The organism is Bacteroides celer (assembly GCF_002632415.2).
Lineage (GTDB): Bacteria > Bacteroidota > Bacteroidia > Bacteroidales > Bacteroidaceae > Bacteroides.
In genome coordinates this window covers 1,065,151-1,088,714 of sequence record NZ_CP178209.1, presented here as the reverse complement: position 1 = coordinate 1,088,714, position 23,564 = coordinate 1,065,151, and the positions used below count along the sequence as shown (strand labels likewise).

Here is a 23,564-nt window from a genome sequence, read left to right as displayed (position 1 = left end):
TTAGTGTGGCAAAGGTAGTAATTAAGAATGAAGAATGGCGAATGATGAATGAAGAATTAAGAATGAATAACGGAGAAAAGCAGGAACAGCAAAAGACAATCATAAACAATAAACAACGAGCGGTAAACAAGCTATGCCATTCATTGACATCTGCCGTTCACCGCTCACTATTTTATTTACAGTTTGCTATTTATCATATCCTGTTTATCATCCACAGTTCGCCATCTGCCACTCCTATTATGATTCGATTGCTTCAATCCGTTTGATTAACTCGTTTCCAAGAGCTGTTTTATCTTCAATATGTTTCAAGACGGCAGTCACAAAGGTATTACTTTCGAAATCACCGCGTACTTGCTCAAAATCCTGCTTCATTTCGTCGTGGGAGCCGTCAGCACCAAATCCGGTCATGGAAGACAACGAAAATTCTTTCTTGGCATCCTCATATACCATCTTATCCAATCCGACAACAGCTTGCTGCCACGCTTTCACGATACCGATGATATCTTGTGCTGTAATCGTTTCCGGATTCAGGCCGTAGAATTCCTGAATCTTATGATAAGCCCATGTCCATTCATAGGTATAATAATTCTCGTGCATTTCTGCAAAGCTTGCATTGATGGATTTCAAACGATTGACTGTTCCATTCTCAATACCATCCAACAATCGGTCGATTTCACTCTTGGGAGCAATCAGTCCGGAAACATCCACCCATTCGCCAAGTCCGATTTCCGTGTCAGGTTTCAGTCGCTGACGGATTTCTTCATTGGTCTGGAAATTAATACCCTCCAATCGTTTTATGATGGAGTTTCCCAAGAACTTGTGAATGGCGATTTCATAAAAACGAATTCCGTTATTCAGAGAAGAGTTCTTGATTTTAGCACTCTGGTAGGAGTAGATCTCTGAAGTTTCACCGGATACACGTTTCAATTCTTTCAAAATGGAACGTCCTTTAAACATCTTCTGAATGGTATAAGGACTCAGCAGGTTATAATTGATATAATCCAGCCGGTTCGGATCTTTTCGCTTATCACGCTTCGGCCATTTCTGTGCGTCACGGATAGTACCCACACTTCTCAAGTTAACTCCCGGAACCAAATAAGTGGTATTCCGCTGCTCTATCAGGTAAGAGAAAGGAAGATTGGAAGTATCGGCGTGATTAACATGACGTCCCATTACCAAAGAGAAGGCCCCGACACGTGCCGGCCATAAGATATATGAATCGGAAGTGGTCTTCGCTCCTCTTTCCATCGTTCCCTGATGGATAGGACCTAACTTATACATGTGATTACTCTGGTTGGACCCCGAACCCGCATTCATAAACGAGAACATACCGGCAATCAATAAAGTAGATTTATGGTGTGTCACCGTAAAAGGACCTGCAAAAATAGCACATGCCTCACCGTTCTCTCCCTGACAATTACTGAAGAATAAAGAATCGGAAGCGGAATAATTGTGTCCCAGTTTACAGGATTGTCCGACGAAACAACGAGTCAGCATCGTACCGTCATCCACTTTAGAGCCGGAAGAAATAATAAAGTCATCACAGATTACACCATGTCCGATATGTACAGGTGCCGTCACATTACTATTGACGCTGCCATTGGATAAGCGGCAGGTCCCACAGATATGGCAGTAATCACCAATCCGGACATTCTTGATCGAGCCCGTATTGAGAATCATCACATGATTGCCAATACTGCCGACAGCAGAAGCATGTTTATTGGAATAATAATCCGCAATAGATTTCATACGGTTTATCAGCTCGGGACGATGGCGGTACAGTGCAAGAATATATGCCTGGTGCGCAGACAATTTATCGTTCATCAACACCTCACGGCCTCCTGTTTCATTCAAGACTGCCACTTCTACCCCATTACCAAAAGTGCTTAACCTATCCACTAAAATAATATCTACATTCTCAATGAAGGTGTCACTGCCAATCTCATAATTAGCAATATAGTTCTGTATATTCTCAATACAGCAGTTATCGCCCACCGACACATTGTGCAACGTCACATGACGTAATCCCGAATGTTTCTTGATTCCCCCCGGCAATGTAAATTCAGCTTCGAATACCCCCAGTTTTACTTCACCCGAGAAACGGGTATGATGGACGTACTCACAATTAAAACCCTCTGCCACTGATACATTTCCCCAATCATCGGCCAGACATGACTGGCTCTTCAACTGAAGTATCTCATCTTCAGTCAATCTACGATAGTCTTTCATCTTAATAATGTGTTAATGTGCCCATATGCCAATGTGCCAATTCTGATGCAGTACGCGCAACCAATTGGCACATCAGCATATTAGCATATTGATTATTCTTCCTCTTCTTCTTCGTAGGTCTGATAAAGAAAATCGTTATAGGGATATTTCTGAACGTGTAATTCTTTCACTCGCTGATAAACTACATTTTTCAGTTCGTCTATATTGATTCGTTCGCGGGCGGAAATAAAGAGGCAGTTATCCTCCATTTTTGCCATCCACGTCTTCATCAGTTCTTCGAGTGTTAAGTTTTCCTTTGTTCGGGGGGTAAGGTCGTCCGGCGCTTTCTCCACGTAGGTGTAAGCGTCTATTTTATTAAATACAAGTATCATAGGTTTGCCACTGCCTCCAATCTCTGCCAGGGTCTTGTTCACCACCTCAATCTGTTCCTCAAATCCGGGGTGGGAAATATCGACTACGTGCACAAGCAAATCTGCTTCACGTACCTCATCCAGGGTAGATTTAAAAGATTCTACCAAGTCGGTGGGTAACTTGCGAATAAACCCTACTGTATCTGACAACAGGAACGGTAGATTATCGATAATCACTTTGCGCACAGTAGTGTCTAAAGTAGCGAACAGTTTGTTTTCCGCAAACACTTCACTCTTGGAGAGAAGATTCATCATGGTTGATTTTCCCACATTGGTATAACCAACCAGTGCAACACGTATCATGCGTCCGCGATTCTTGCGTTGGGTAGCTTTCTGCTTGTCAATCTCCGCTAGACGTTCTTTCAGCAATGACATACGGTTCAGGATGATACGGCGGTCCATCTCAAGCTGTGTTTCACCCGGACCACGAAGTCCCACGGAACCTTTGCCACCACCGGCACCGGAACCACCTCCCTGGCGTTCCAAGTGAGTCCAAAGCCGCTGCAAACGCGGCAACATATATTTATACTGTGCCAGTTCTACCTGTGTCTTCGCATTGGCTGTCTGCGCACGCATGGCAAATATATCAAGAATCAGTGAAGTACGGTCCAGTATCTTCACTTTCAGTTCAGCTTCAATATTACGAATCTGTTTCGCAGAAAGCTCATCATCAAAGATGACCATTCCTACTTCACGTTCTGCTTCCTCTTCGTCATGGATATATTGTCTGATTTCTTCCAACTTTCCTTTTCCAACATAAGTTACAGAGTTAGCCGTCGGCAACTTCTGTGTAAATCGTTTCACAACTTCCGCCCCAGCCGTCTCGGCAAGGAAAGCCAGTTCATCCAGATACTCGTTTGTTTTACGCTCATCCTGCGTCTGTGTGATGAGTCCTACAAGCACTGCTGTTTCTACTTTGGCTTCGGATATTACAAATTCTTTCATTCTTTACTTCTATTATATATAATAATGTGGGCGCAAATATAACAAAAAAAAAGAGGACAATGTTTTATTGTCCTCTTTTTCGTATCATTTATGGTAATTCAATTATAAATCAAACCATAGTTTTTCCCAGATTTTCGGAGATTCTTTCGGTGCATTAATATTAGCTGTCATTTCTTCAGGACTATATTCCCATCTTCTGATCAATTCTTTTGAAGTTGCATCTTCCGAGACTTGCAATGTCGGAACCTCGTTTCCGGCAGTACCAGATCGCCTCCATTGTACAAACTCCTCAAACGGACGATCCATCAAATCAATCCATTGCTGCATATGAATCTCATACAGAGCTTTTTCCTGGGTCATCGTTGTCAATTCCGGTAAACCTGTAACATATGTATCAATATCGGATTCCGCAACTCCATAAAAAGCACATGCTTCACGAATTCCTTTCAGGTACAGTTCATTAGCTTTCGACAGATTTTGAGCAACTCCTAATCCGCGCGCATAAGCTTCTGCTTCCAAAAGTAGCTGTTCTTGACAAGAATAAATCAATTCCGGAGCGTCTCTTCTGAAAAGGTAGTTGCTTACAACAGATGACAGTAGATTTTCTTCATCATCCGTCTTTGCAGCCTCTCTATTACCCAACCCCCGGTATACACCATCCGCACCCGGTTCAAAATAACAGGGAATACGGGGATCATTACGTTCTTGCATCGGTTTCAACATATAATTGCTGGCAAAGAACAATATTTGTGTCCCCCCAACCAATTCTATAAGTTCATATTTAGGGTTCTGGTTACCCGGATCTGTAGAGTAAGGAAATACCAAATTGTCCGCTGCTGATGCAACCATTCCTCCAGCCTGCAGCAACGTACCAATAGCAGCAGCCTTAGAAGGGTCTTTATCTACCATAACCATCAATGTTCTAAACTTTAAAGACTTTGCCAAAGTCATCCATTTATTCATATCACCTTTGTAATAGATATCGTACTCATCAATTGCATTAGCATCATTCAGATCTATAAGCTGTAATGCCTCATCAAGTAATGACAAAACACCATTCAATACACTTTCCTGAGAATCAAATTTCGGATATTTAATTGTTCCGTTCCAGGATTCTGTGAAAGGAATATCTCCCCACAACATCGTTGCCTCATACATATGCTCAGCCAAAAGAATCTTACACTGCGCAATAGCATTGTGATTCACCGGTTCTGACTCTTCTGCATTTTTAATAGCTAACATCAAATTATTGCCACCTACAGAATAATAATGTTTCCAGACATTCCCTGTACTATAAGGAGAAATAGTATATACAGATTCATCCCAGCCACCGTAATCAAGTCCACCATCAACTTGACACTGCGAACTCATAGATAAAGGAATATAAAAGTCACCACCAGTGCGTGTTCCAGCCCAGTTTACAGCTACATAGTTAAACAAATACCCGGGATCAACTTTCTCGGCAGTATTGGGATCATGGTTAATATCGAGCCAATCGCTACATGAAGTTAAACATGCCAAAGCGCTCAATGCGTATGTTAATATTTTCTTTTTCATTATCATATTCGTTTAAATCTTACAATGTTAATCTGACATTAAATCCAAAACTTCTGGTAGAAGGTATGCTGTTAAACTCTACACCACCCCCAATCTGAGAAGGACCGAAGAAGTTAGCTTCCGGATCAATATGTGGCACATGATCTTTAATAATCCATAAGTTACGTGCCTCAAAACCTAAATCCAATGATTTAACAAAAAAGCTCTTGAACCATTTGCGTGGGAAGCTATAAGACAACTGTACCTCTCTGAGTTTTACAAATGATGCATTATAGATATTCCCTTCATTATTACTAGAATTGGATATATGCTGCCAATAATCCTGCATACTTTTCACAGGAACATCATTAGGTCTATATGTTCCATCATCCTGAAGGATTACACCCGGCTCAATAAAGGAAGCATCTTCACGGTGAGCTATTGTTTCAGCAGCCAAACCGCTACTTCTTAAATTAGCTACAGTCTCTGAATACAAAGAACCTCCATGACGGATATCAATCAAGAAACTCAAGGTAACTCCCTTATAAGTAAATGTATTGTTGATTCCCATCGTAAAATCAGGATATACATCTCCTAAACGCACGTTATTAACAGTTTCTCTCAAACCTGTTTTAGAATTAATCACATAATTTCCTTGGTCATCACGTTTCCAACCCGTGCCATACAAGCCAAACGAATCTCCTTTAGCAGCCTTAATTTGTAAACCGCTCAGTCCACTCGTTAACGTATATTCATCAAGTCCTTCAGCTAACTCCTCCACTGTCTGCTTATTTGAAGCAAATGTTGCATCCAGGTCCCATTTAAAATCACGTGTTTCCACAGGAGTCAACCCCAAAGTTACTTCAACACCTTTATTGGCAATCTTCCCGGCATTAATATTATTGGCAAAGTAGCCTGTTGACAATGGGACATCAATACTTACAATCTGATTCTTTGTAATATTGCTATAATAAGTCATATCTAACCTAATTTTTCCACCGAAGAAACGCAAATCAGCTCCAACTTCAAAAGGACTTTGATTTTGCGGCTTCAAATTCTCATTTGGTAAGACACGAGGTCCCGTAAAGCCAACTAATCCCATATGGGGGAAAGTGTTAACATTACCCAGATATTGCAAAAAGTAAGTACTAGCGGGAGTATATTTAAATGCCAAATTGTACGGATCTTCATCACTACCCACATTAGCATAACTCAAACGAACCTTACCAAAATTCAGAATATCTTTGTTTTCCATCAACTCCGTAAAAATAAAACTACCACTTATGGAAGGATAGAAATAGGAACGATTATTGATCGGTAGAGTAGACGACCAGTCATTACGTCCTGTTACATTTACGAAAAGCATATCTTTGTATCCCAAACTAATATCTCCATATAAACCAACAAGACGTTTCTTTTCATAATAATTTACCGGAGTAGTAGACTTCGCATTAGTATATGTGTATAGCCCATCAACAACCAGATTCTGCGCCTGCACATTTTCATTCTTCCATTCCTCCTGATAGAGATTATGCCCCATCATTACCTTAAAATGATAGTCATTTGCAAAAGTCTTCTCGTAAGAAACCATTAAGTCATTATTTATAATTCTTTTATACAAATTCCAAGTCTGGAACTTTCCGTTCAAGGCTCCTACAGTACCTTTTGCATATACCTTACGCCTTCCTTCTGTGTAAAAATCTGTTCCGGCATTATTGGTGATAGTCAATCCTTCAATCGGTTTATAAGTCAATGTAATATTACCAATCATACGATCTAAATTATTGGTAAACTTATTCTTATTAATAATCCAATATGGATTATTACTTTTACCTTCCGGATCTAATGTGATTTGCTTTCCATTCTCATCCACCCAATTCTTTTGAATATCATGTATATCAATAGTTCTCGGCAATCCATTAATCAATGGAATCAGTAGGTTACTATCATTTGCACCTTGCGCTGGACGACCTTCAGAGTCGGAACGTATATATTGAGCAGAAATACGACCTGTGAAGTTCTTAGTAAAATTCATACCCGCATTGACAGAAAAAGCGTATTTATTATAGTCAGATCCAGGTACAACACCAGTCTGATTAGTAGAAGTAAAGCTCAAGCGGAAGTCGGCCTTTTCACCACCACCCGCAACTGATACATTATTAATATAACTCATTCCAGTTTCATAGAAATCCTTTACATTATCAGGATTTGCTTTCAAAGTCACTTTGTCACCTTTGTAATCTGTAAACTGTTGATCTTGTACCGATGAAATCTTCGGTCCCCAACCATTCAACATTTTCACATTATATACGCCATAACTACCTTGTGCATATTCATTTTGAAAATCAGGTAACTTCAGTACATTTTCAAATCGTGTAGAAGAGTTTACTGTTACAAATACCGGAGAGTTCTTTTTTCCCTTCTTTGTAGTAATAACAATAGCACCATCCTTTGCACGCGCTCCATACAATGCTGTTGCAGCTGCTCCTTTCAATACATTGATAGATTCAATATCGTCTGAATTGATATCCCCTGCACGGTTACCAACATCGACTATACCATTAGTTCTGTCAGGATTATAAGAACCATTGTCAATTGGAAGCCCGTCAATAATAAATAAAGGAGAAGAAACGGAACCAATAGAAGAGGCACCACGAATCTGTATACTTGAACTACCACCTACCGTACCAGATGATTGGGCTATTTGCAGTCCCGCAATCTTACCAGACAATGAGTTAAGTACATTACTTTCACGTGCTTTAGTTATTTCATCTCCCTTCACACTAGATACGGCATAACCTAGGGATTTTTCCGATCGCTTAATCCCCATAGCTGTCACTACAACCTCATCTAGATTTTGGGAATCAGACTTTAGCACAACTTTTAAAGTTGGTTTGATCACCACTTCTTGTGTTTGCATTCCGATGTACGAAATCTGCAAAGTCTTTGCAGAACTAAATACAACTATAATATGTTGATTACTAACAATATATATGATGTTTGCTTTCCTTTGGAAATATTTTTTTGTTGTAGTTATTATGCAGATTATCAATATATTAAGCACCTACCAAACATATTAGTTTACTGATTTATGATACCAGATTTCTATCAAAAATAGGGCATAACCATCTATTAATTAATTATTTAAGTTCTTATCTTATATGATATAAGCTAAAACTTATTTCCATCTTAACTGTTGAAGATGGTTTTCTTGTTCTAAATTATATCCAATAATTATTGACTATAATAATATATTCATTAGCAAACGGTAATCTAAGAAAAAGAAAAACTCCAGATGAAAAAATGCATATTTTATTACTGTATATTTTAAAATATGCAGGGGTGGATTCAAATATCCTCCAAAATCGCAGAGAATATGATTGATGAATATTTATATTGGATGGTTATATGCTTTTTCTGTATCAAAGAGATTGTGTAATTACATCTAATTATGCAAAAAGAGGTATTTATCATTTATCTGATGCTAAAATGAAAGAACCCCAAATGCCGGATTTTAATAGCTATTAGAGGCTGTCAAGTTTATAAATTAGCTTTTAATCCTTTCCTTTTAAAGAAAGCAAGGGCTTCTCTACGACCAATGACTCGTTCCTTTTAAAGGAACGCTTTATTCCTTTAAATGGGACGAGTGATAATATTCGTAATTATGATGTATCTTTAGATTATATATATGCGTTTTCGGAACTTATATTGCATATTCTTTCATTTAATTATACACACTTTCTTCTATTAGAGAAAATTATACCTTCCATTTCTATAACCAAATCTTAAAAACAGAACACTTTCGTTTAGTTTTTGTGCTTATTATTATTTTTTTGATGAGGCAGTTTTCTCAAGATCACGCACCACTGTAATATCCATTATATTCGCATATACCTGCGTGGTCTTTACACTTTTATGTCCTAACAGTTTTTGTACAGTAGTTATATTGGCACCATTATATAATAATAAGGTAGCATTTGTATGACGGGCGGTGTGAAACGATACACGTTTATCAATTTTAGCCAAGCCTGCCAATATGTTTAATTCCTTATTAATATTAGAATTGTCTTTCAACTTGAAAAAACTATTGAGGTCATCTTTATAGCGTTGTAATATCTGGATTCCTTTACCCTCAAATAATAAATATAAAGGAAGGCGTACCTCCATACCTGTTTTGACAGATTTGTATATTATCCAAGTCTCCTGATGGAACTCAACAATATTTGCAGAGGTCAGATTAGTGAAATCAGAATATCGTAATCCAGCATAACAGCAAAATAAAAAAGCATCTTTTGTTTTTTGCAGTCTCGTATATCTTCCAGTCAGCTGCAAATTCTCAAATTTGTGTAACTCTTCCGGAGCTAAGTGTGTATGGCTTCCTTCTATACTTTTAATTTTATATTTTCTAAAGGCATACTTCTGTATATCCATATACTCCTTATTTATTGCAACATTAATATATCGTTTCAGATGCTTCATGTGCTTGGCAATAGTATTAAGGTGATAACCTTTAGATTGCAGGTAATTATCAAATGAAGACACAAACTCAAATGTCAAATCGGTAAATAATACCTCTTTCTTGAATTCCTGAAGTAATTCAAGCGTGGAAAGGTGATTTTGACGGGTACTTTCTTTCAAAGAAGAATTGGCTATCTCCTCTTTAAAAAAAGTCAAAAACGACCTTCCATTGCTTAGAGGTTTATCAATCGAATTTTTTAATAAATCTAACGATATGGACTTTCCCTGTTGCCATAGTCCAAGTTCTGTTTGCTCAATAGCTGCTATATTTTCATATAACATACGATTCAAAACATTCGCATTAGGATGATTCTTCACCATTTTTCGTTTGGTATCTCACTGTTCCGGTTTGAGATATATTTTGGTGGAGAAATACATCTTTCTCCTGTTCAGATAGGCTTCTACCTGAACTAATGCCATTCCTCTTTTATTCAATCTTTTCTTTCTGTTAAACACAAGGTTGTAACTGATCTTTTCCATACTTTCATTTTTTAATTAATAATAGAACAAATTAGACGTAATTCTGTGCTATATCAGAGGCGAATAAGCATTAATATCTCTAAAAAATAAATCTTCAAATCACTTGGTATTCACAAAACTTTAAATTAAATGCCACTTTTTTATTCGCTTTTTCACGAAAAAAGCAAAAAGAATGGCCTTCAAAGGTGTTTTATGACTAAAAACGAGTAAAAGAAATATTAAAAGAGGCATTTTGCTTATGCAAAGTGTCAATTGCTGTTTTAGCAATCAAAGCTTTTGGTTGAAAAAAATATGCTTATCGGCATAAATACAGCTTATAAAATAACAAAATGTTATATTTGCAACCTTTTTTTATTAATATAATTGCTAGTTTCAGTTTTATTAATATATTTGCAAATTGTTAGAGTAAAGATACAAATAATGTAAAGTTAAACTTTAAGAGAGAATTTATGAAAAGAAAATTAATGCTGTTATTGGCATGCCTTTTTGTGGGCATAGGCCTAGTAACTGCCCAGACTCAAAAGGTCACAGGCGTTGTGATTTCTGAAGAAGACGGGCAACCAGTTGTTGGTGCTTCTGTGTTGGTAAAAGGTACCACCCAAGGTACAATCACAGATGTAAATGGTAATTTTAATTTGTCAAATGTACCAAGTTCTGCAAAGACTTTGCAGATTTCGTACATCGGAATGCAAACACAGGAAGTGGCGATAAAGCCCAATTTGCGAGTGGTTCTCAAATCTGATGCACAGCTAATAGATGAGGTTGTGGTAACCGGATATGGGGTAACTAAAAAAGCGGCATTTACGGGATCTGCCCAAACGGTGGATAATAAGGACTTGATGAAAAAAACAGATGCAAACTTTATGAAGTCTTTGGAAGGATCAGTAGCTGGTTTACAAGTAAATAGCTTGACTGGACAACCTGGTGCATATGCTTCTACTACTATTCGTGGGGTTGGTTCAATGAACTCTGGAACTGAACCTTTATACGTAATTGATGGTATTGCCATTTACACAGACAAAATGGGGGCTTATAACAAAGCCGGAACAGGGGATATGGCGGCAAGTCCGATGGCTAATATCAATCCTAACGACATTGAGTCCATCACAGTTTTGAAAGATGCTACAGCTACAGCTATTTATGGAGCTCGTGCAGCGAATGGAGTAATTGTAGTTACTACTAAAAAAGGTAGTCTGGGAAAAGCGCGTTTTAATGTGAATGCAAAAGTCGGAACTAGTTTTGTAGGTAAGATAGATCATAATTATCGTACGACAAATCTGGATAAATACAAAGAGATCTGGACCGAAGGACTAACAAATGCAGGATATGACGGTGAGGATGGCATGACTTCTGCTGAATGGCTGAATGCCTATGTTATGGATTGGTATAATGTGGACTTGACGCAAAATATCAAGAGTGTGGATTGGCTGAAGGAGATTCTGCAAAATGGTTTTTCACAAGAATATGATATCAGTGCTCAAGGTGGGAATGAAAATTTGCGCTATTATATTAGTGGAGGATATTTTCAGAATACAGGTATCGTCATCGGAACTGGAATGAAACGCTATAGCGGACGTATTAGTTTAGATGGAAAAAGCGGACGGATAGGATATGGACTTTCTGTGAATGGAGCACTCTCCGATATAAACAACACTATGACTGAAAGCCAATATACTAATCCTATTGTAGCAGTATATGACATCCGTCCGTTTGAACAGGTGCGCAATGAAGACGGAACATATAATACAAATGTTAATTATAATCCTGTAGCTATTAACGATAAAGAAAAAGGTGATAAACGCAATCAAAAGCAGATTACATTGGTTGTGAATCCATATTTTACTTATAATATTATTGATGGCTTAACATGGAAGACAAATGCAGGATTGAGCTTGATTGACTTGGACGAGTTTTTTTACAGTTCAATTTATAATCCTCAATATTCCGGTAGTGGTATGCTTGGTCAAAGAAACCAGGAAAGAGCAACAACCTTGACCATTACCAATACCGTAAACTTCAACCGCACTTTCAAAGACATGCATCATTTGAATGTGTTGTTGGGACAAGAAGCACAGAAAATATCTTATAGAACAATTTATGCAGCTGCCAGTGGATATCCTAGTGATGCTGTTTTTGAATTGGACAATGCTTCCAAGCCAACAGGGGCGGGATCTTCAACCAAAGCAAGCACTCTTTCTTCATTCTTTATGAATGCAGAATATAACTTGAATGATAAATATTATCTGTCAGGCAGTTTCCGTTATGACGGCTCGTCAAGATTTGGTGTAAACAACAAATGGGCTCCTTTTTGGTCTATAGGAGCAAAATACCGAATCTCTAACGAAAGCTTTATGGAAAATACCAAAAATTGGTTGACAGATTTGACTATCAGAGGTAGTTATGGAACTGTAGGTAATCAGGATATTGGTTATTATGCAGCAATGGGATTGTATAATTATGGATATTCTTATAATGGCAAACCTGGAGCTATTCCTTACCAAATAGCCAATCCGGATCTTAAATGGGAGACTGTTGCGAAAGCCGATATCGGTATCCATGCTGTTTTCTTCGAAAGACTGACACTCGAAGTGGACTATTATAACCAACGGACAAAAGATATGATATTTGATGTACCACTTTCTTACACAACTGGATTCGGATCTATCCTGAAAAATGTAGGTGAGATGGAAAACAAAGGTATAGAATTCTTAATTAACGCTAACGTACTTAGAAATAAAGATTTCAGTTGGGATGTTCGCTTCACTGGTACGGCAAATAAAAATAAAATCATAAAACTTGCCACAGAAAAACCAATTGAGAATACTCTAACTATCAGAAAAGTTGGTGAAGCGTATAATACGTTCTATATGCCGGAATATGCAGGAGTGGATCCTGAAACAGGAGAAGCAATGTGGTATAAAGGACAAGAAGGGGATGAGAAAACAAAAAATGTAAATGAGGCCGGTCAGCGAATTGTAGGTTCTGCCGATCCTAAATTTTATGGTGGCTTTGGAATGAATTTCAAATACAAAGGTTTTGACTTCTCTTTTGATACCAGTTTCACCTTGGGAAATAAAGTATATAACTCCGGATTTGCATTTGATATGCAGGTTGGACATTATTTCTTAGGCCCGGTATCTAACTACGTTTATGACAACCGCTGGCAAAAGCCGGGAGATATAACCGACGTACCCAAATTTGTAGCTGGAGACAACTCGGGAGCAGAAACTAATTCCAGCCGTTTCTTAATGAATGGTTCTTATTTAAGAATGAAATCCATGGTTTTAGGATATACTCTTCCGAAGAACCTTATGAATAAGGTGGCTATTGACAATTTAAGAGTTTATATCTCTGCTGACAATTTGTTCACTATCACTGCTAAAGATTTTATAGGATTTGATCCACAAACCAGATCTACCGGTATGCAGTCTTGGGCATATCCTGTACCTAGAAATATCATGTTCGGTCTTAATCTTAGCTTCTAAAAAAATAACTTTAGAAATTTATGACAATGAAGAAAATATTATTTGCTTTATTAACCGGTTGGATGGCAATTTCATTCACCGCATGCGATGACTTCTTGACAGAAACGCCATCAACTTCTGTTCCGACAGAAGAAGCCTTGGTTACTACCCAAGATTTTCAGAATGCTCTAAATGGTGTATATTACACATTAGGTTCATATCGTTTTCTGGGACGTGATGTATTAGCAATTGGAGATGCGCCAACGGATATCACTTCACATTCCGTTGCAACGTCTCATTTCTATGACATCTTCCGCTATCAGATACTGGATACTAATTCATACATAGAAGAAATATGGGCATACGGATATTGGGCTATCGACCGTTGTGCACGTATCATTAAAGAAGGTGCTTCATTTAAAGAAGTAACAAAGGGGGATCTGGCAGAAGTGGAAGGATGCATCGCTCAAGCCTATGCTATTAAAGCCCTCTGCTCTTTCTATTTGACTAACATGTTTGGTTTGCCATATTCGGAAGCCAACAAAACGACATTAGGTATCGTAAACGTTACTGAACCCGTCCCTGCCTATTCACAGGTGTCAAGAGTCAGTGTAGAACAAAATTATAGCCTGATTCTTGATGATATAACGAAAGCTAAAGAATATTATGCTAAAGAAGGTGTTGAAAATGTAGGTAAACAGTATATGAATACGGCTGCAGTTGCTGCACTTGAAGCTCGCGTAAAACTCTATATGAAAAATTACGAAGGGGCTATTACAGCGGCTCAAGAGGCAATAACCCTAAGTGGTGGTACAATTGTATCAACCAAAGAAGACTATAAGAATATGTACACGACATTGGCTGTTTCGACAGAAGACATTTTCTTTATAGCAAAAGCCGAAGATGATTATTTGTCCGCTAATGCTCTGAATACTTTATGGAATAAATACGGTTTGTCTATTAACAGCGCAACAGTAGCAGAATATTCACCTAATGATATTCGGCTGGCGCTTCTTGGCGGTACGTGGACTGGTGGAAAAATGCGTGGTATCACAACCAATAATCAGATTTCTAATTTGCCAGTTTTCAGACTGCCTGAAATGTATTTAATACAGGCAGAAGCATATGCAAAACAGTCAACTCCTAATTATGGAAAAGCTAAAGAAAAGCTATTGGAAGTAGCTTCCAAAAGAAATCCGGATTTGGATGACAATGAAATAGCAGAGGATCAAACGGTTATTGATGCCATTGATAAAGAAAGAAAATTAGAACTGGTTCAAGAAGGACATCGCTTCTTTGACGCAAGAAGATTAGGCAAAATTATTAGTGTAGCAGATGGATCGTACACTAATTTCAACATCGCAAAATTTGTGTACCCAATACCTTCTTTTGAAGTCAATTCAGGTTTTGGAGTTATACAAACAGAGGGATGGAGTAATAATTTACCTCGATAAAACATTTTTTAATATTGCCTCCATATAAGGATAAGTTTTAAATAAATAGATGAGACCTGCAATTTTAGAATTAATCGAAATTGCAGGTCTTATTATTCATAAATATATACATAAGTAGTTTTACGTAAGAAACAATAATTCGCTTGCAAAATTTCAATGAATGTCATATTTACCTTGACTAATAATCAACATTTGAATATTAGTCAGAATTAGTTTGTTGCAATTTTCTTCATATAGTATTCCCTTGCTAAATAAATATCACGTTTATTATCAGATAATTACGTCCATTTTGGGTAGAGATTAAGTATTACATATATGTAAGCGTCTCCGCGATTCTATATAGTGTATTAAAATAAAAAGGCTAATGATCCCTTTTTAGTCATTAGCCTTTTCCCATCTGTCAGGAAGCAGTTCCCTGTATTTTTCAATTGGTGTGTTCGGTTGCCATTCGGCTGTTCTGTTTATCACATCCGTGAGATACTCAAATAGATTCACTTTATGCATCCTACAAGTGAGTGCTATCGTATAGAGTATGGCGCCTCGTTCGGCCCCCTTATGGCTGCCGAAGAACAATGAGTTTTTTCTTGATAAGGATATGTACCGGTTCATCCGTTCAACCATATTGTTGTCCAGATAAGTGTCACCATAATTAAAGATGTCCACCACTGCATTCCACTCATTGCGAAGATAGGTAATGGCTTCCTGCAGTTCGCTCTTAGGTAACAAATCCCCCCGTTCTTCTATTTCATCAAGCACATCTTTTATTTCTCCGAGTATGTCCGGCGCATACTTTTTTCGATGCATAAGATTCTGTTCTACCGTCCATCCCTCAACCCCAACTTTATGCTTATGCTCGTTTTGATAAAGTGCGTTTATCAGCTCCACGATCCTTTTTGCATCCGGGTCCTTCTCACCGCAATCTATAAATTTCCGTTTTATATGTTGCAAGCACGGGATGCGTGTGATATTGGGATAAGCATCGCTTTCGAGCTTCCGGTAAGGTGAGTAACCATCGCTTTGTATGATACCTTTGCAACTGCCTAATTCGTTAAGAATAACTCTTTCAGACCGGGAGCCGTCATCATAGAGCAAGTATATCATCCTGGTGTTTATGCCGACAACCACCCAAAGATATCCCTTCCTGACTCCTTTTCCCTTGCTGTTCTTTTCCGGGACGAGTATTTTGTAATAGGTTTCATCGCCTGCCTTATAAGGATCACTCAAAGCTGTCTGCCGGATGCACTTATAAAGATTTTCGAAGAGGTTTGAGGCTTTCTCTATCAACTTATGAGCCGTAGGTTTCTTCAGCGTAAAGCCATGACTCTCGAAGTAGTTGATGATTCTTTCAACAGGTAGCGATTGTATATAACGTAATTCCATCAATCCGGCAATAAATGAACCGTCATAGCTGGAATTCAAGAAGGCCGAAGCCGGTGTTTTTCCCTCAAACAGGCGACCTTCTTGTGTATAGGTGTGTATCTTGTAGACATGCTTGATGAAGCGCATGGGTACACATTCATAGCGGACGCATATTCTGGGAACAGTGGTAAACAACCGGGCCTTATTGATGTCAAAATCGGGATCATCGGGATAAACGACATGTTCTTCTTCCTCCATCTCATAATGCATGTCACGTTTGGCCCCATTGTTCTTTCTTGCTTTACGCTTATCTGCTTTTTCCGCTTCTATCTTCTGCCGCTCTTCTTCGGATATGGCAGATTGGGGAGCCTGTTGCTGTTCGGATGTGTTGGATACAAGTTTGGCGAGTCCCTTAGTAAGGCGCTGTTGCTTGCTAAGAGATTCGCCTTTTTGGAGGAGTGCCTCTTTAAGGGAAGAAACCTCCTTTATCAAAGCATCTATTTGGTCCAAGAGTCTGTTGTTGTCATCTCGTAATCCCTTGATTTGTTCCTTCAATAACTCTATGATCTCATCCTTTTTCATGGCATAAAGATATAAAAAATCAACGAATTAGCCAAATAAACCGGATGATATCTTTAGCGCAAATGTCTAATAATCAGAATATTGAATTAGATCCTAAAACGTTTTCTCAACCGTACAGACTTTAATGACACTCCATTTAAGATAAAAGACAAAACCTGATAAGAAATCTCGTAATTGCCTGTATTGGGGTTAAATGTCGGTAACTCAAAACTTCCACCTTCGAGGCGCTTGTAGTACAGAAGAAAGCCATCGCCATCCCAACGCAGTATTTTTACACTTTGTCGGTTTTTACCAAAGAATAAAAAGATATCTCCGGAAACGGGAGACAAGTCCTTCATTTCCGATCGTATAATTTTGAATAAACCGTCAATGCCAAGGTTCATACGAACAAAGCCCTGGTACAGATAGTATCGATTGGCTGATGTTAGAGAATACATGGATCTCCCTCCTTTCTTTCGTAATCGCGCAACATTTTAATCACACCACCGGGTGTGGCCCGTTTGACTGAAATGGTGGTTCCACTGTTAAAGGTGATTGTGATCCCGGCAAGACTAAACTCTTCTTCCGACAACATGGCGGGTGCTATTTGAGTGAATGAAGGAGAGGAAGTTGTCGGTTGGGAGGGTTCAACGCCGCCATAATAATCACGGACCACATCTGCCTTGGCTTGTTTAACGCTATAGCCCCGTCTGGACATCCAGGAACTCATACCACCAAAAGTGGTATGCTGATCGCGGCAAACATCGGCTAAAGAACAATTGTAGTCTACTTTCAATACTTCAAGGAAATGTTTCCAAGTTTTTCCAAATCGATTTTCTGCTAAATCCATAATGCTTCATTTTTATACATAGCAAAAATATAAGAATGAAAAAAGGGCGACAAGATAGAATCGCGGAGACGCTTACACATATATAGACTGGCAATAATAACGAATTTATTTAATCATCTAATAATTAAGCATATATGTATCATTAATTAAGAAAAGAAAAAGCTCTCCACACCTAAATATTAGATATTACATCATTGATAATCAATAATATACAAAATATTTAGTTCTGCAAAGACTTTGCAGATTTCGTATATCGGAATGCAAACACAAGAGGTAGTTATTAAGCCAAATTTGAGAGTTGTATTAAAGGCTGACGCCCAAAAGCTAGACGAAGTAGTAGTTACCGCTATGGGTATTTCACGTGAGAAGAAAGCATTGGGATATGCCGTACAAGACGTCAAATCGGATGCGTTGACACGTGCTGCTAATACAGATTTAGCGGGAGCCTTACAAGGAAAAGTATCAGGTATTGACATCACCCCATCATCAGGTATGCCGGGTGCTTCTTCAAAGATTACGATTCGCGGTTCTCGTTCTTTCACTGGAGACAATACTCCATTGTATGTAATTGATGGCATGCCTATCGCTTCTACCGCAGATGTGAGCACTTCTCTTACCGATGGAGCGTATGGAACGGACTATGCTAACCGTGCTGTCGACATTGACCCTAATGATATAGAAAGTATCAATATATTAAAGGGACAAGCCGCTTCTGCTTTGTATGGTATGAGAGCTTCCAATGGTGTTATCGTTATCACTACCAAAAGTGGTAAAGGAGCAGATAAAGGGAAACCTACTATAACTTTCAGTACTAACCTTTCCTTTGATAAGATTTCAACTCTTCCGGAACTGCAACAAGAATATGCACAAGGTTCAGGCGGTACTTTCGATCCGTCATCTCCTTTCGCATGGGGTCCTAAGATTTCCGAATTAGCTAACGACCCTACCTACGGAGGAAATACAGACAACAGTTACACCAGCCAATATGGTAAACAGTCCGGAAAATACTATGTTCCTCAACTTGCAGCTGCCGGCATGAATCCGTGGGCTACTCCACAAGCATATAACAACATGAAGGACTTTTTTGAAACAGGTGTATCTTGGAGCAATAACGTCAATGTAGCCCAGAGATTCGACAAAGGTAACTACTCCTTTTCTTTGGGTAACACCACCAGTAATGGTATCGTTCCATCAACCGGTATGGATAGATATAACGTGAAAATGTCTGCCGAAGCACAACTCCATCCTAACTGGACTACCGGATTTAATGGAAACTTTGTGACTTCAAAAATCTCCAAACAGTCTACAGCCAACACCAGTGTGGTTGCTACGATCTATAATGCACCCGTCAGCTATAATATGGCCGGTATTCCTTCTCACATAGAAGGCGACCCTTACACACAAAATACATATCGAGACAGCTGGATCGACGATGCATATTGGGCAGTTGACAATAACCAGTTCTCCGAACGTTCACAACGTTTCTTCGGAAATGCTTTCGTGAAATACATCACTAAATTTGGAACAGACAACCACAAACTGGATATTAAATACCAGATCGGTGATGACGCTTACACTACCAATTATTCAGAAATCTACGGATATGGAAGTACTTGGGCACCTACAGGTGAAGATTCAGAGTACCATTACACTGTTAATGAATTAAACTCACTGTTAACTGCCGCTTACACATGGAATATCAACGAAGAATGGACCTTGGATGCATTGATTGGTAATGAGTTTGTGGATAAAAAGACAAAATATGAATACGCATATAGCATGAATTTCAATTTCCCCGGATGGAATCATCTGAATAATGCTTCTGTATTCTCCAACGAAAGCCAATACAACAAGAAACGAACGGTAGGTAATTTCGCCAACTTGTCAGTAGCATGGAAAAACATGCTCTATCTAAGTGGAAGTATACGTAACGATATTGTTTCAAGCATGCCACGTGACAACCGTTCTTTCACTTATCCTTCAGTGTCATTAGGATTCATCTTCACCGAACTGGCTCCCCTGAAGAATAACATATTAACCTTCGGTAAGATACGTGCTTCTTATGCGGAAGTTGGTATGGCCGGTGATTATACTCAAAGTTATTATTATACTCCGTCTTATGGTGGCGGTTTCTATATGGGAAATCCTATTGTTTATCCAATTAATGGAGCAATGGCTTACATTCCATATTATAAGGTATATGACCCTAACTTAAAACCACAAAATACAAAATCATACGAACTGGGAGCAGATCTTACTTTCTTAAACGGACTGGTAACCTTGAATTATACTTATTCACGTCAGAATGTGAAAGATCAGATATTCGAAGTTCCTTTGGCAGGTTCAACCGGAGCCTCAAGTATGATAATGAATGGAGGTAAAATCCACACAAATACCCACGAGTTGACATTGGGCGTATCTCCGGTAGATACCAAGAACTTCAAACTCGACTTCGCTTTTAACTTCTCCAAAATCGACAATTACGTAGACGAATTGGCTCCAGGAGTAGAAAGTATTATGTTAGGAGGATTTGTAACTCCGCAGGTACGTGCCGGAATTGGTGACAAGTTCCCTGTGATCTATGGAAAAAGCTATATGCGTAATGACGAAGGCAAGATTGTAGTAGACAAAAACGGACTTCCCATGCAGGGAAAAGATGCGGTTATCGGAACTGTATCTCCTGACTTCCGTTTAGGTTTCAATACAAATATCGAATTGTACAAGTTCCGTATTTCTGCAGTATTCGACTGGAAACAAGGAGGACAGATGTATAGTGGTACCGCAGGTGAAATGAACTATTACGGTGTGAGCAAATTATCTGGTGATATGCGTAATACCGAATTCATTGTGGAAAACTCCGTTAAAGAAACAGGAAAAGATGCAGACGGTAACTCAATCTATGCGCCCAATGATATAAAGGTAACAGACGCTCAAGCATATTTCACAAGAAGAAGATCCATTGACGAATCCTACATTTATGACAATTCTTATATAAAACTGCGTGAATTATCAGTAAGCTATCCGGTATTCTCAAAGAAATGGTTGAATGTGAACGTGAATGTTTTTGCCCGCAACATTTTGGTTTGGTCTGAAATGAAAGGCTTCGATCCAGAAGCTTCACAGGGTAATGACAATATGGGAGGTGCATTCGAGCATTTCTCTCTTCCGGGAACAGCCAGCTATGGTTTTGGATTTAATGTAAAATTCTAATTAGCTAAAAAGAAAGATGAAAACATATAATATAATCAAAGGCATTTTTGCCGCTACTGTTTTATCAGTTGTCTTTTCCGGATGTTCGGAAGATGCAATGGATAGAATCAATAAGGATCACGGACATACGCAAAGCGTGGCCGGAAGATTCATTCTGACGGATGTAATAACCTCTACCGCATTCTCTAACGCAGGAGGTGATTTCAATACTTATCTATCTGCTTACATTGAATATGAAGTAGGTGTTGACAACCAATTGTATTACGCAGAAACCAGAGAAAGCGAACCGACCTCATCCTCCACTTTCAATAATACATGGAATGGTCTGTATTCCACATTGAAATCCGCCCGTATCATCATCAATCAATGCAGTGAGGGAGGAATAGATTATGGAAATTTTGCAACCAAAGGTATGGCTGAGGTGTTGGCTGCTTATAATTGTGCATTGATAGCCGATATGTTCGGAGATGCTCCATGCAGCCAGGCAGCCTTAGTTGACGAAAATGGTTCTCCTGTTTACCTGACTCCTAAAATGGATAAACAAGAAGAGATTTATACACAAGCAATGCAATACCTGGACGACGCTATTGCAGACTTGCAGAAAGAAGATCTAATAGACCCGGGAGCTCAAGATTTGTTATATCAGGGCGATGCTGAAAAATGGCTTAAGTTGGCGTATGGTCTGAAAGCGCGTTACACAATGCATCTTCTTAAAAGATCCGCCAACAAAGACGCTGACATGGAGAAGGTTTTGGAATATGTGGATAACTCTTTCGAAAGTGCAGAAGAACAAGCAGCATTCGACGTATATGACGCCAACAATATAAATCCGCTTTACGGTTTCTTTGTGGCTCGTGCCGGATTAGGTGCAAGCGAAAGTATGAGAAGCAAACTGGCAGAATACAACGACCCACGTCTGTCCAGAGCTTTCATCACTAAACAAGGTGCATCTGGAAAAGAACAAGCTCCGGGAACTGCAGACAATGCCGTATATGCGCCTAACGGTTCTCCGGAACAAGGCACTTCCAAGTATGGAACTTCTTTATTTATGTATTCTATATCAGCACCCACACTGTTATTGAGCTATCATGAATTAAAGTTCCTGGAAGCAGAAGCTCTATGCAGATTGGGACGTGATGCAAAAAGTGCATTAAAAGACGCTGTAGTAGCCGGATTGTTAAATGCAGAAAATAGCTTTAGCGTTTCAAGAAAGGAATTGGGCAAAACGCTCATCAACCCGGCAAGTAGTATTACAGATACTGAAGCCGAAAGTTACTTTGACAATACAGTAGAAGCCAAATATACAGCCGAACCGTTGAAAACAACAATGATTCAAAAATACTTCGCATTATGGGGAGCTTCAGGAGAAGCGACAGAATCTTACAATGATGTTCGCAGAATGAAAGGACTTGGCGAAAACTTTATTGAGCTAAAAAATCCGAACTCTTTCCCATTACGTTGTCCTTATGGCAATAGCGACACAACAACGAATGCCGAAGTGAAAGCAGCATACGGAAACGGACAATATGTATATAGTGAAAACGTTTGGTGGGCAGGCGGAAGCAGATAATCCATTGACTTGAATCATATAAATGAGACTGAATTCTCCAGGGGAAAGGCGGGAATTCAGTCTCATTTCTTTATATCATAATTATAAAAGCCTTTATTATTTATACAAAAATCCCGATCTCCCCCTTTCTTATTTCATGTAATTTCATAGAGCATACTCTTTTCATTCATCCTGCCGACCAACACATTTTCTCTATAAAAGTAATTCAAAATAAAAAATGTTCCTTATATTTGCCAATGGTTTACGGGTTTATTTACATATACTTTTTATATAAAAGAGTATTTATTTCCGTCTATAAACAGAGTAGCTTTTGAATGATAACTCTTTAAACTTCCTCTGAAAAGGATTGAAGACACTGAATATATGGATCATTTTTTAGAGAAAATAGACACACACACTTTATCACTCTTACAACAAGGTGACGAAAAGGCTTTCGACACTATTTTCTGGAAATATAATCCCCGTGTATTTCATTTTATTCATTCCCTTCTATATGATAAAATACTAGCAGAGGACCTCACTCAAAATGTATTTCTAAAGATTTGGGAAAGACATCAAGATATCAAACCGGAAGAAGATTTTGAAGCCTATCTCTTCACGATAGCACGCAACATGGTATACAAAGAAACAGAGAAACGGCTGCTCTCGGAACGTTTTCTGGATTCAATCAAACAAACTGATGCCGACAAGCACTTTGAAATAGATGTTGACACCGACTCCCTACAAGAATATATAGACGAACTGGTAGAACAGTTACCCTCTTCCCGGAAGAAAATCTACCTCATGAGCAGGAAACAACATCTGACAAATAAAGAAATAGCCGCCCAACTATCTTTGTCAGAAAAAACAGTTGAAACGCAATTATATCGTGCCCTTCATTTCTTACGTTCTAAATTAGCCAATGAAATTGTAGCTTTGGCCCTATTTTTTCTTTCTTCTAATTTTAAATAATGTTAAATACAGAGTAAAATCTTTGCA

13 protein-coding genes and 1 pseudogene are annotated in these 23,564 nt (G+C 38.6%); 6 read left to right on the top strand and 8 right to left on the bottom strand.

Going from position 1 to position 23,564, the window contains the following annotated elements; translation table 11 throughout:
- Window positions 1-5 precede the first annotated feature (5 nt).
- Entirely contained in the window at window positions 6-266 is a 261-nt protein-coding gene (locus CJF29_RS03920) for a hypothetical protein (protein ID WP_224262987.1), read from the top strand.
- On the opposite strand, the gene CJF29_RS03915 is transcribed toward CJF29_RS03920, so the two are convergent.
- The 5 genes and pseudogenes from CJF29_RS03915 to CJF29_RS03895 all read right to left on the bottom strand — a co-directional run bounded on the left by CJF29_RS03915 (window position 238) and on the right by CJF29_RS03895 (window position 10,118).
- Window positions 238-2,229 (bottom strand): DUF4954 family protein, encoded by a 1,992-nt coding sequence (locus tag CJF29_RS03915; protein WP_004299189.1) that lies wholly within the window; start codon window positions 2,227-2,229, stop codon window positions 238-240. The genes CJF29_RS03920 and CJF29_RS03915 overlap by 29 nt on opposite strands.
- Window positions 2,230-2,321: 92 nt before the next feature.
- Window positions 2,322-3,584, bottom strand: coding sequence for a GTPase HflX (hflX, locus tag CJF29_RS03910; protein WP_004326261.1), 1,263 nt, complete (start codon window positions 3,582-3,584; stop codon window positions 2,322-2,324).
- 102 nt (window positions 3,585-3,686) lie between these two features.
- Window positions 3,687-5,147 carry a SusD/RagB family nutrient-binding outer membrane lipoprotein gene (locus CJF29_RS03905; protein WP_099146640.1) on the bottom strand — a complete coding sequence of 487 codons (1,461 nt, stop codon included), beginning with the start codon at window positions 5,145-5,147 and terminating at the stop codon, window positions 3,687-3,689.
- A gap of 13 nt (window positions 5,148-5,160) precedes the next feature.
- Window positions 5,161-8,040 carry a SusC/RagA family TonB-linked outer membrane protein gene (locus tag CJF29_RS03900; RefSeq protein ID WP_413544524.1) on the bottom strand — a complete coding sequence of 960 codons (2,880 nt, stop codon included), beginning with the start codon at window positions 8,038-8,040 and terminating at the stop codon, window positions 5,161-5,163.
- Between the two features lie 905 nt (window positions 8,041-8,945).
- Window positions 8,946-10,118 (bottom strand): annotated as a pseudogene (locus CJF29_RS03895) (site-specific integrase).
- A gap of 449 nt (window positions 10,119-10,567) precedes the next feature.
- Between CJF29_RS03895 and CJF29_RS03890 the strand changes: the two are divergent.
- Together CJF29_RS03890 and CJF29_RS03885 are read left to right on the top strand one after the other, a co-directional pair.
- Window positions 10,568-13,603 (top strand): SusC/RagA family TonB-linked outer membrane protein, encoded by a 3,036-nt coding sequence (locus CJF29_RS03890; RefSeq protein ID WP_032852825.1) that lies wholly within the window; start codon window positions 10,568-10,570, stop codon window positions 13,601-13,603.
- Between the two features lie 20 nt (window positions 13,604-13,623).
- A complete protein-coding gene (locus CJF29_RS03885) occupies window positions 13,624-15,036 on the top strand; it encodes a RagB/SusD family nutrient uptake outer membrane protein (protein ID WP_008777225.1) in 1,413 nt (470 codons plus the stop codon).
- A 375-nt stretch (window positions 15,037-15,411) separates the two neighbouring features.
- Here the strand turns inward: CJF29_RS03885 and tnpC are convergent, their stop codons facing one another.
- The 3 genes from tnpC to CJF29_RS03870 all read right to left on the bottom strand — a co-directional run bounded on the left by tnpC (window position 15,412) and on the right by CJF29_RS03870 (window position 17,806).
- Window positions 15,412-16,977 carry an IS66 family transposase gene (gene tnpC / locus CJF29_RS03880; protein WP_413544523.1) on the bottom strand — a complete coding sequence of 522 codons (1,566 nt, stop codon included), beginning with the start codon at window positions 16,975-16,977 and terminating at the stop codon, window positions 15,412-15,414.
- 86 nt (window positions 16,978-17,063) lie between these two features.
- Entirely contained in the window at window positions 17,064-17,414 is a 351-nt protein-coding gene (tnpB, locus tag CJF29_RS03875) for an IS66 family insertion sequence element accessory protein TnpB (RefSeq protein WP_004296723.1), read from the bottom strand.
- Window positions 17,402-17,806, bottom strand: a complete 405-nt coding sequence (locus tag CJF29_RS03870; RefSeq protein WP_004307670.1) for a hypothetical protein — start codon at window positions 17,804-17,806, stop codon at window positions 17,402-17,404. Before CJF29_RS03870 ends, tnpB begins: the two co-directional genes overlap by 13 nt.
- 258 nt (window positions 17,807-18,064) lie before the next feature.
- On the opposite strand from CJF29_RS03870, the gene CJF29_RS03865 reads away from it, so the two are divergent.
- The 3 genes from CJF29_RS03865 (at window position 18,065) to CJF29_RS03855 (ending at window position 23,537) form a co-directional block, all read left to right on the top strand.
- On the top strand, window positions 18,065-21,016 hold the full coding sequence (locus CJF29_RS03865; protein ID WP_229092304.1) for a SusC/RagA family TonB-linked outer membrane protein: 2,952 nt from the start codon (window positions 18,065-18,067) through the stop codon (window positions 21,014-21,016).
- Between the two features lie 16 nt (window positions 21,017-21,032).
- Entirely contained in the window at window positions 21,033-22,586 is a 1,554-nt protein-coding gene (locus CJF29_RS03860; RefSeq protein WP_099147512.1) for a SusD/RagB family nutrient-binding outer membrane lipoprotein, read from the top strand.
- 363 nt (window positions 22,587-22,949) lie between these two features.
- Entirely contained in the window at window positions 22,950-23,537 is a 588-nt protein-coding gene (locus CJF29_RS03855) for an RNA polymerase sigma-70 factor (RefSeq protein ID WP_099147511.1), read from the top strand.
- Window positions 23,538-23,564: the final 27 nt, after the last annotated feature.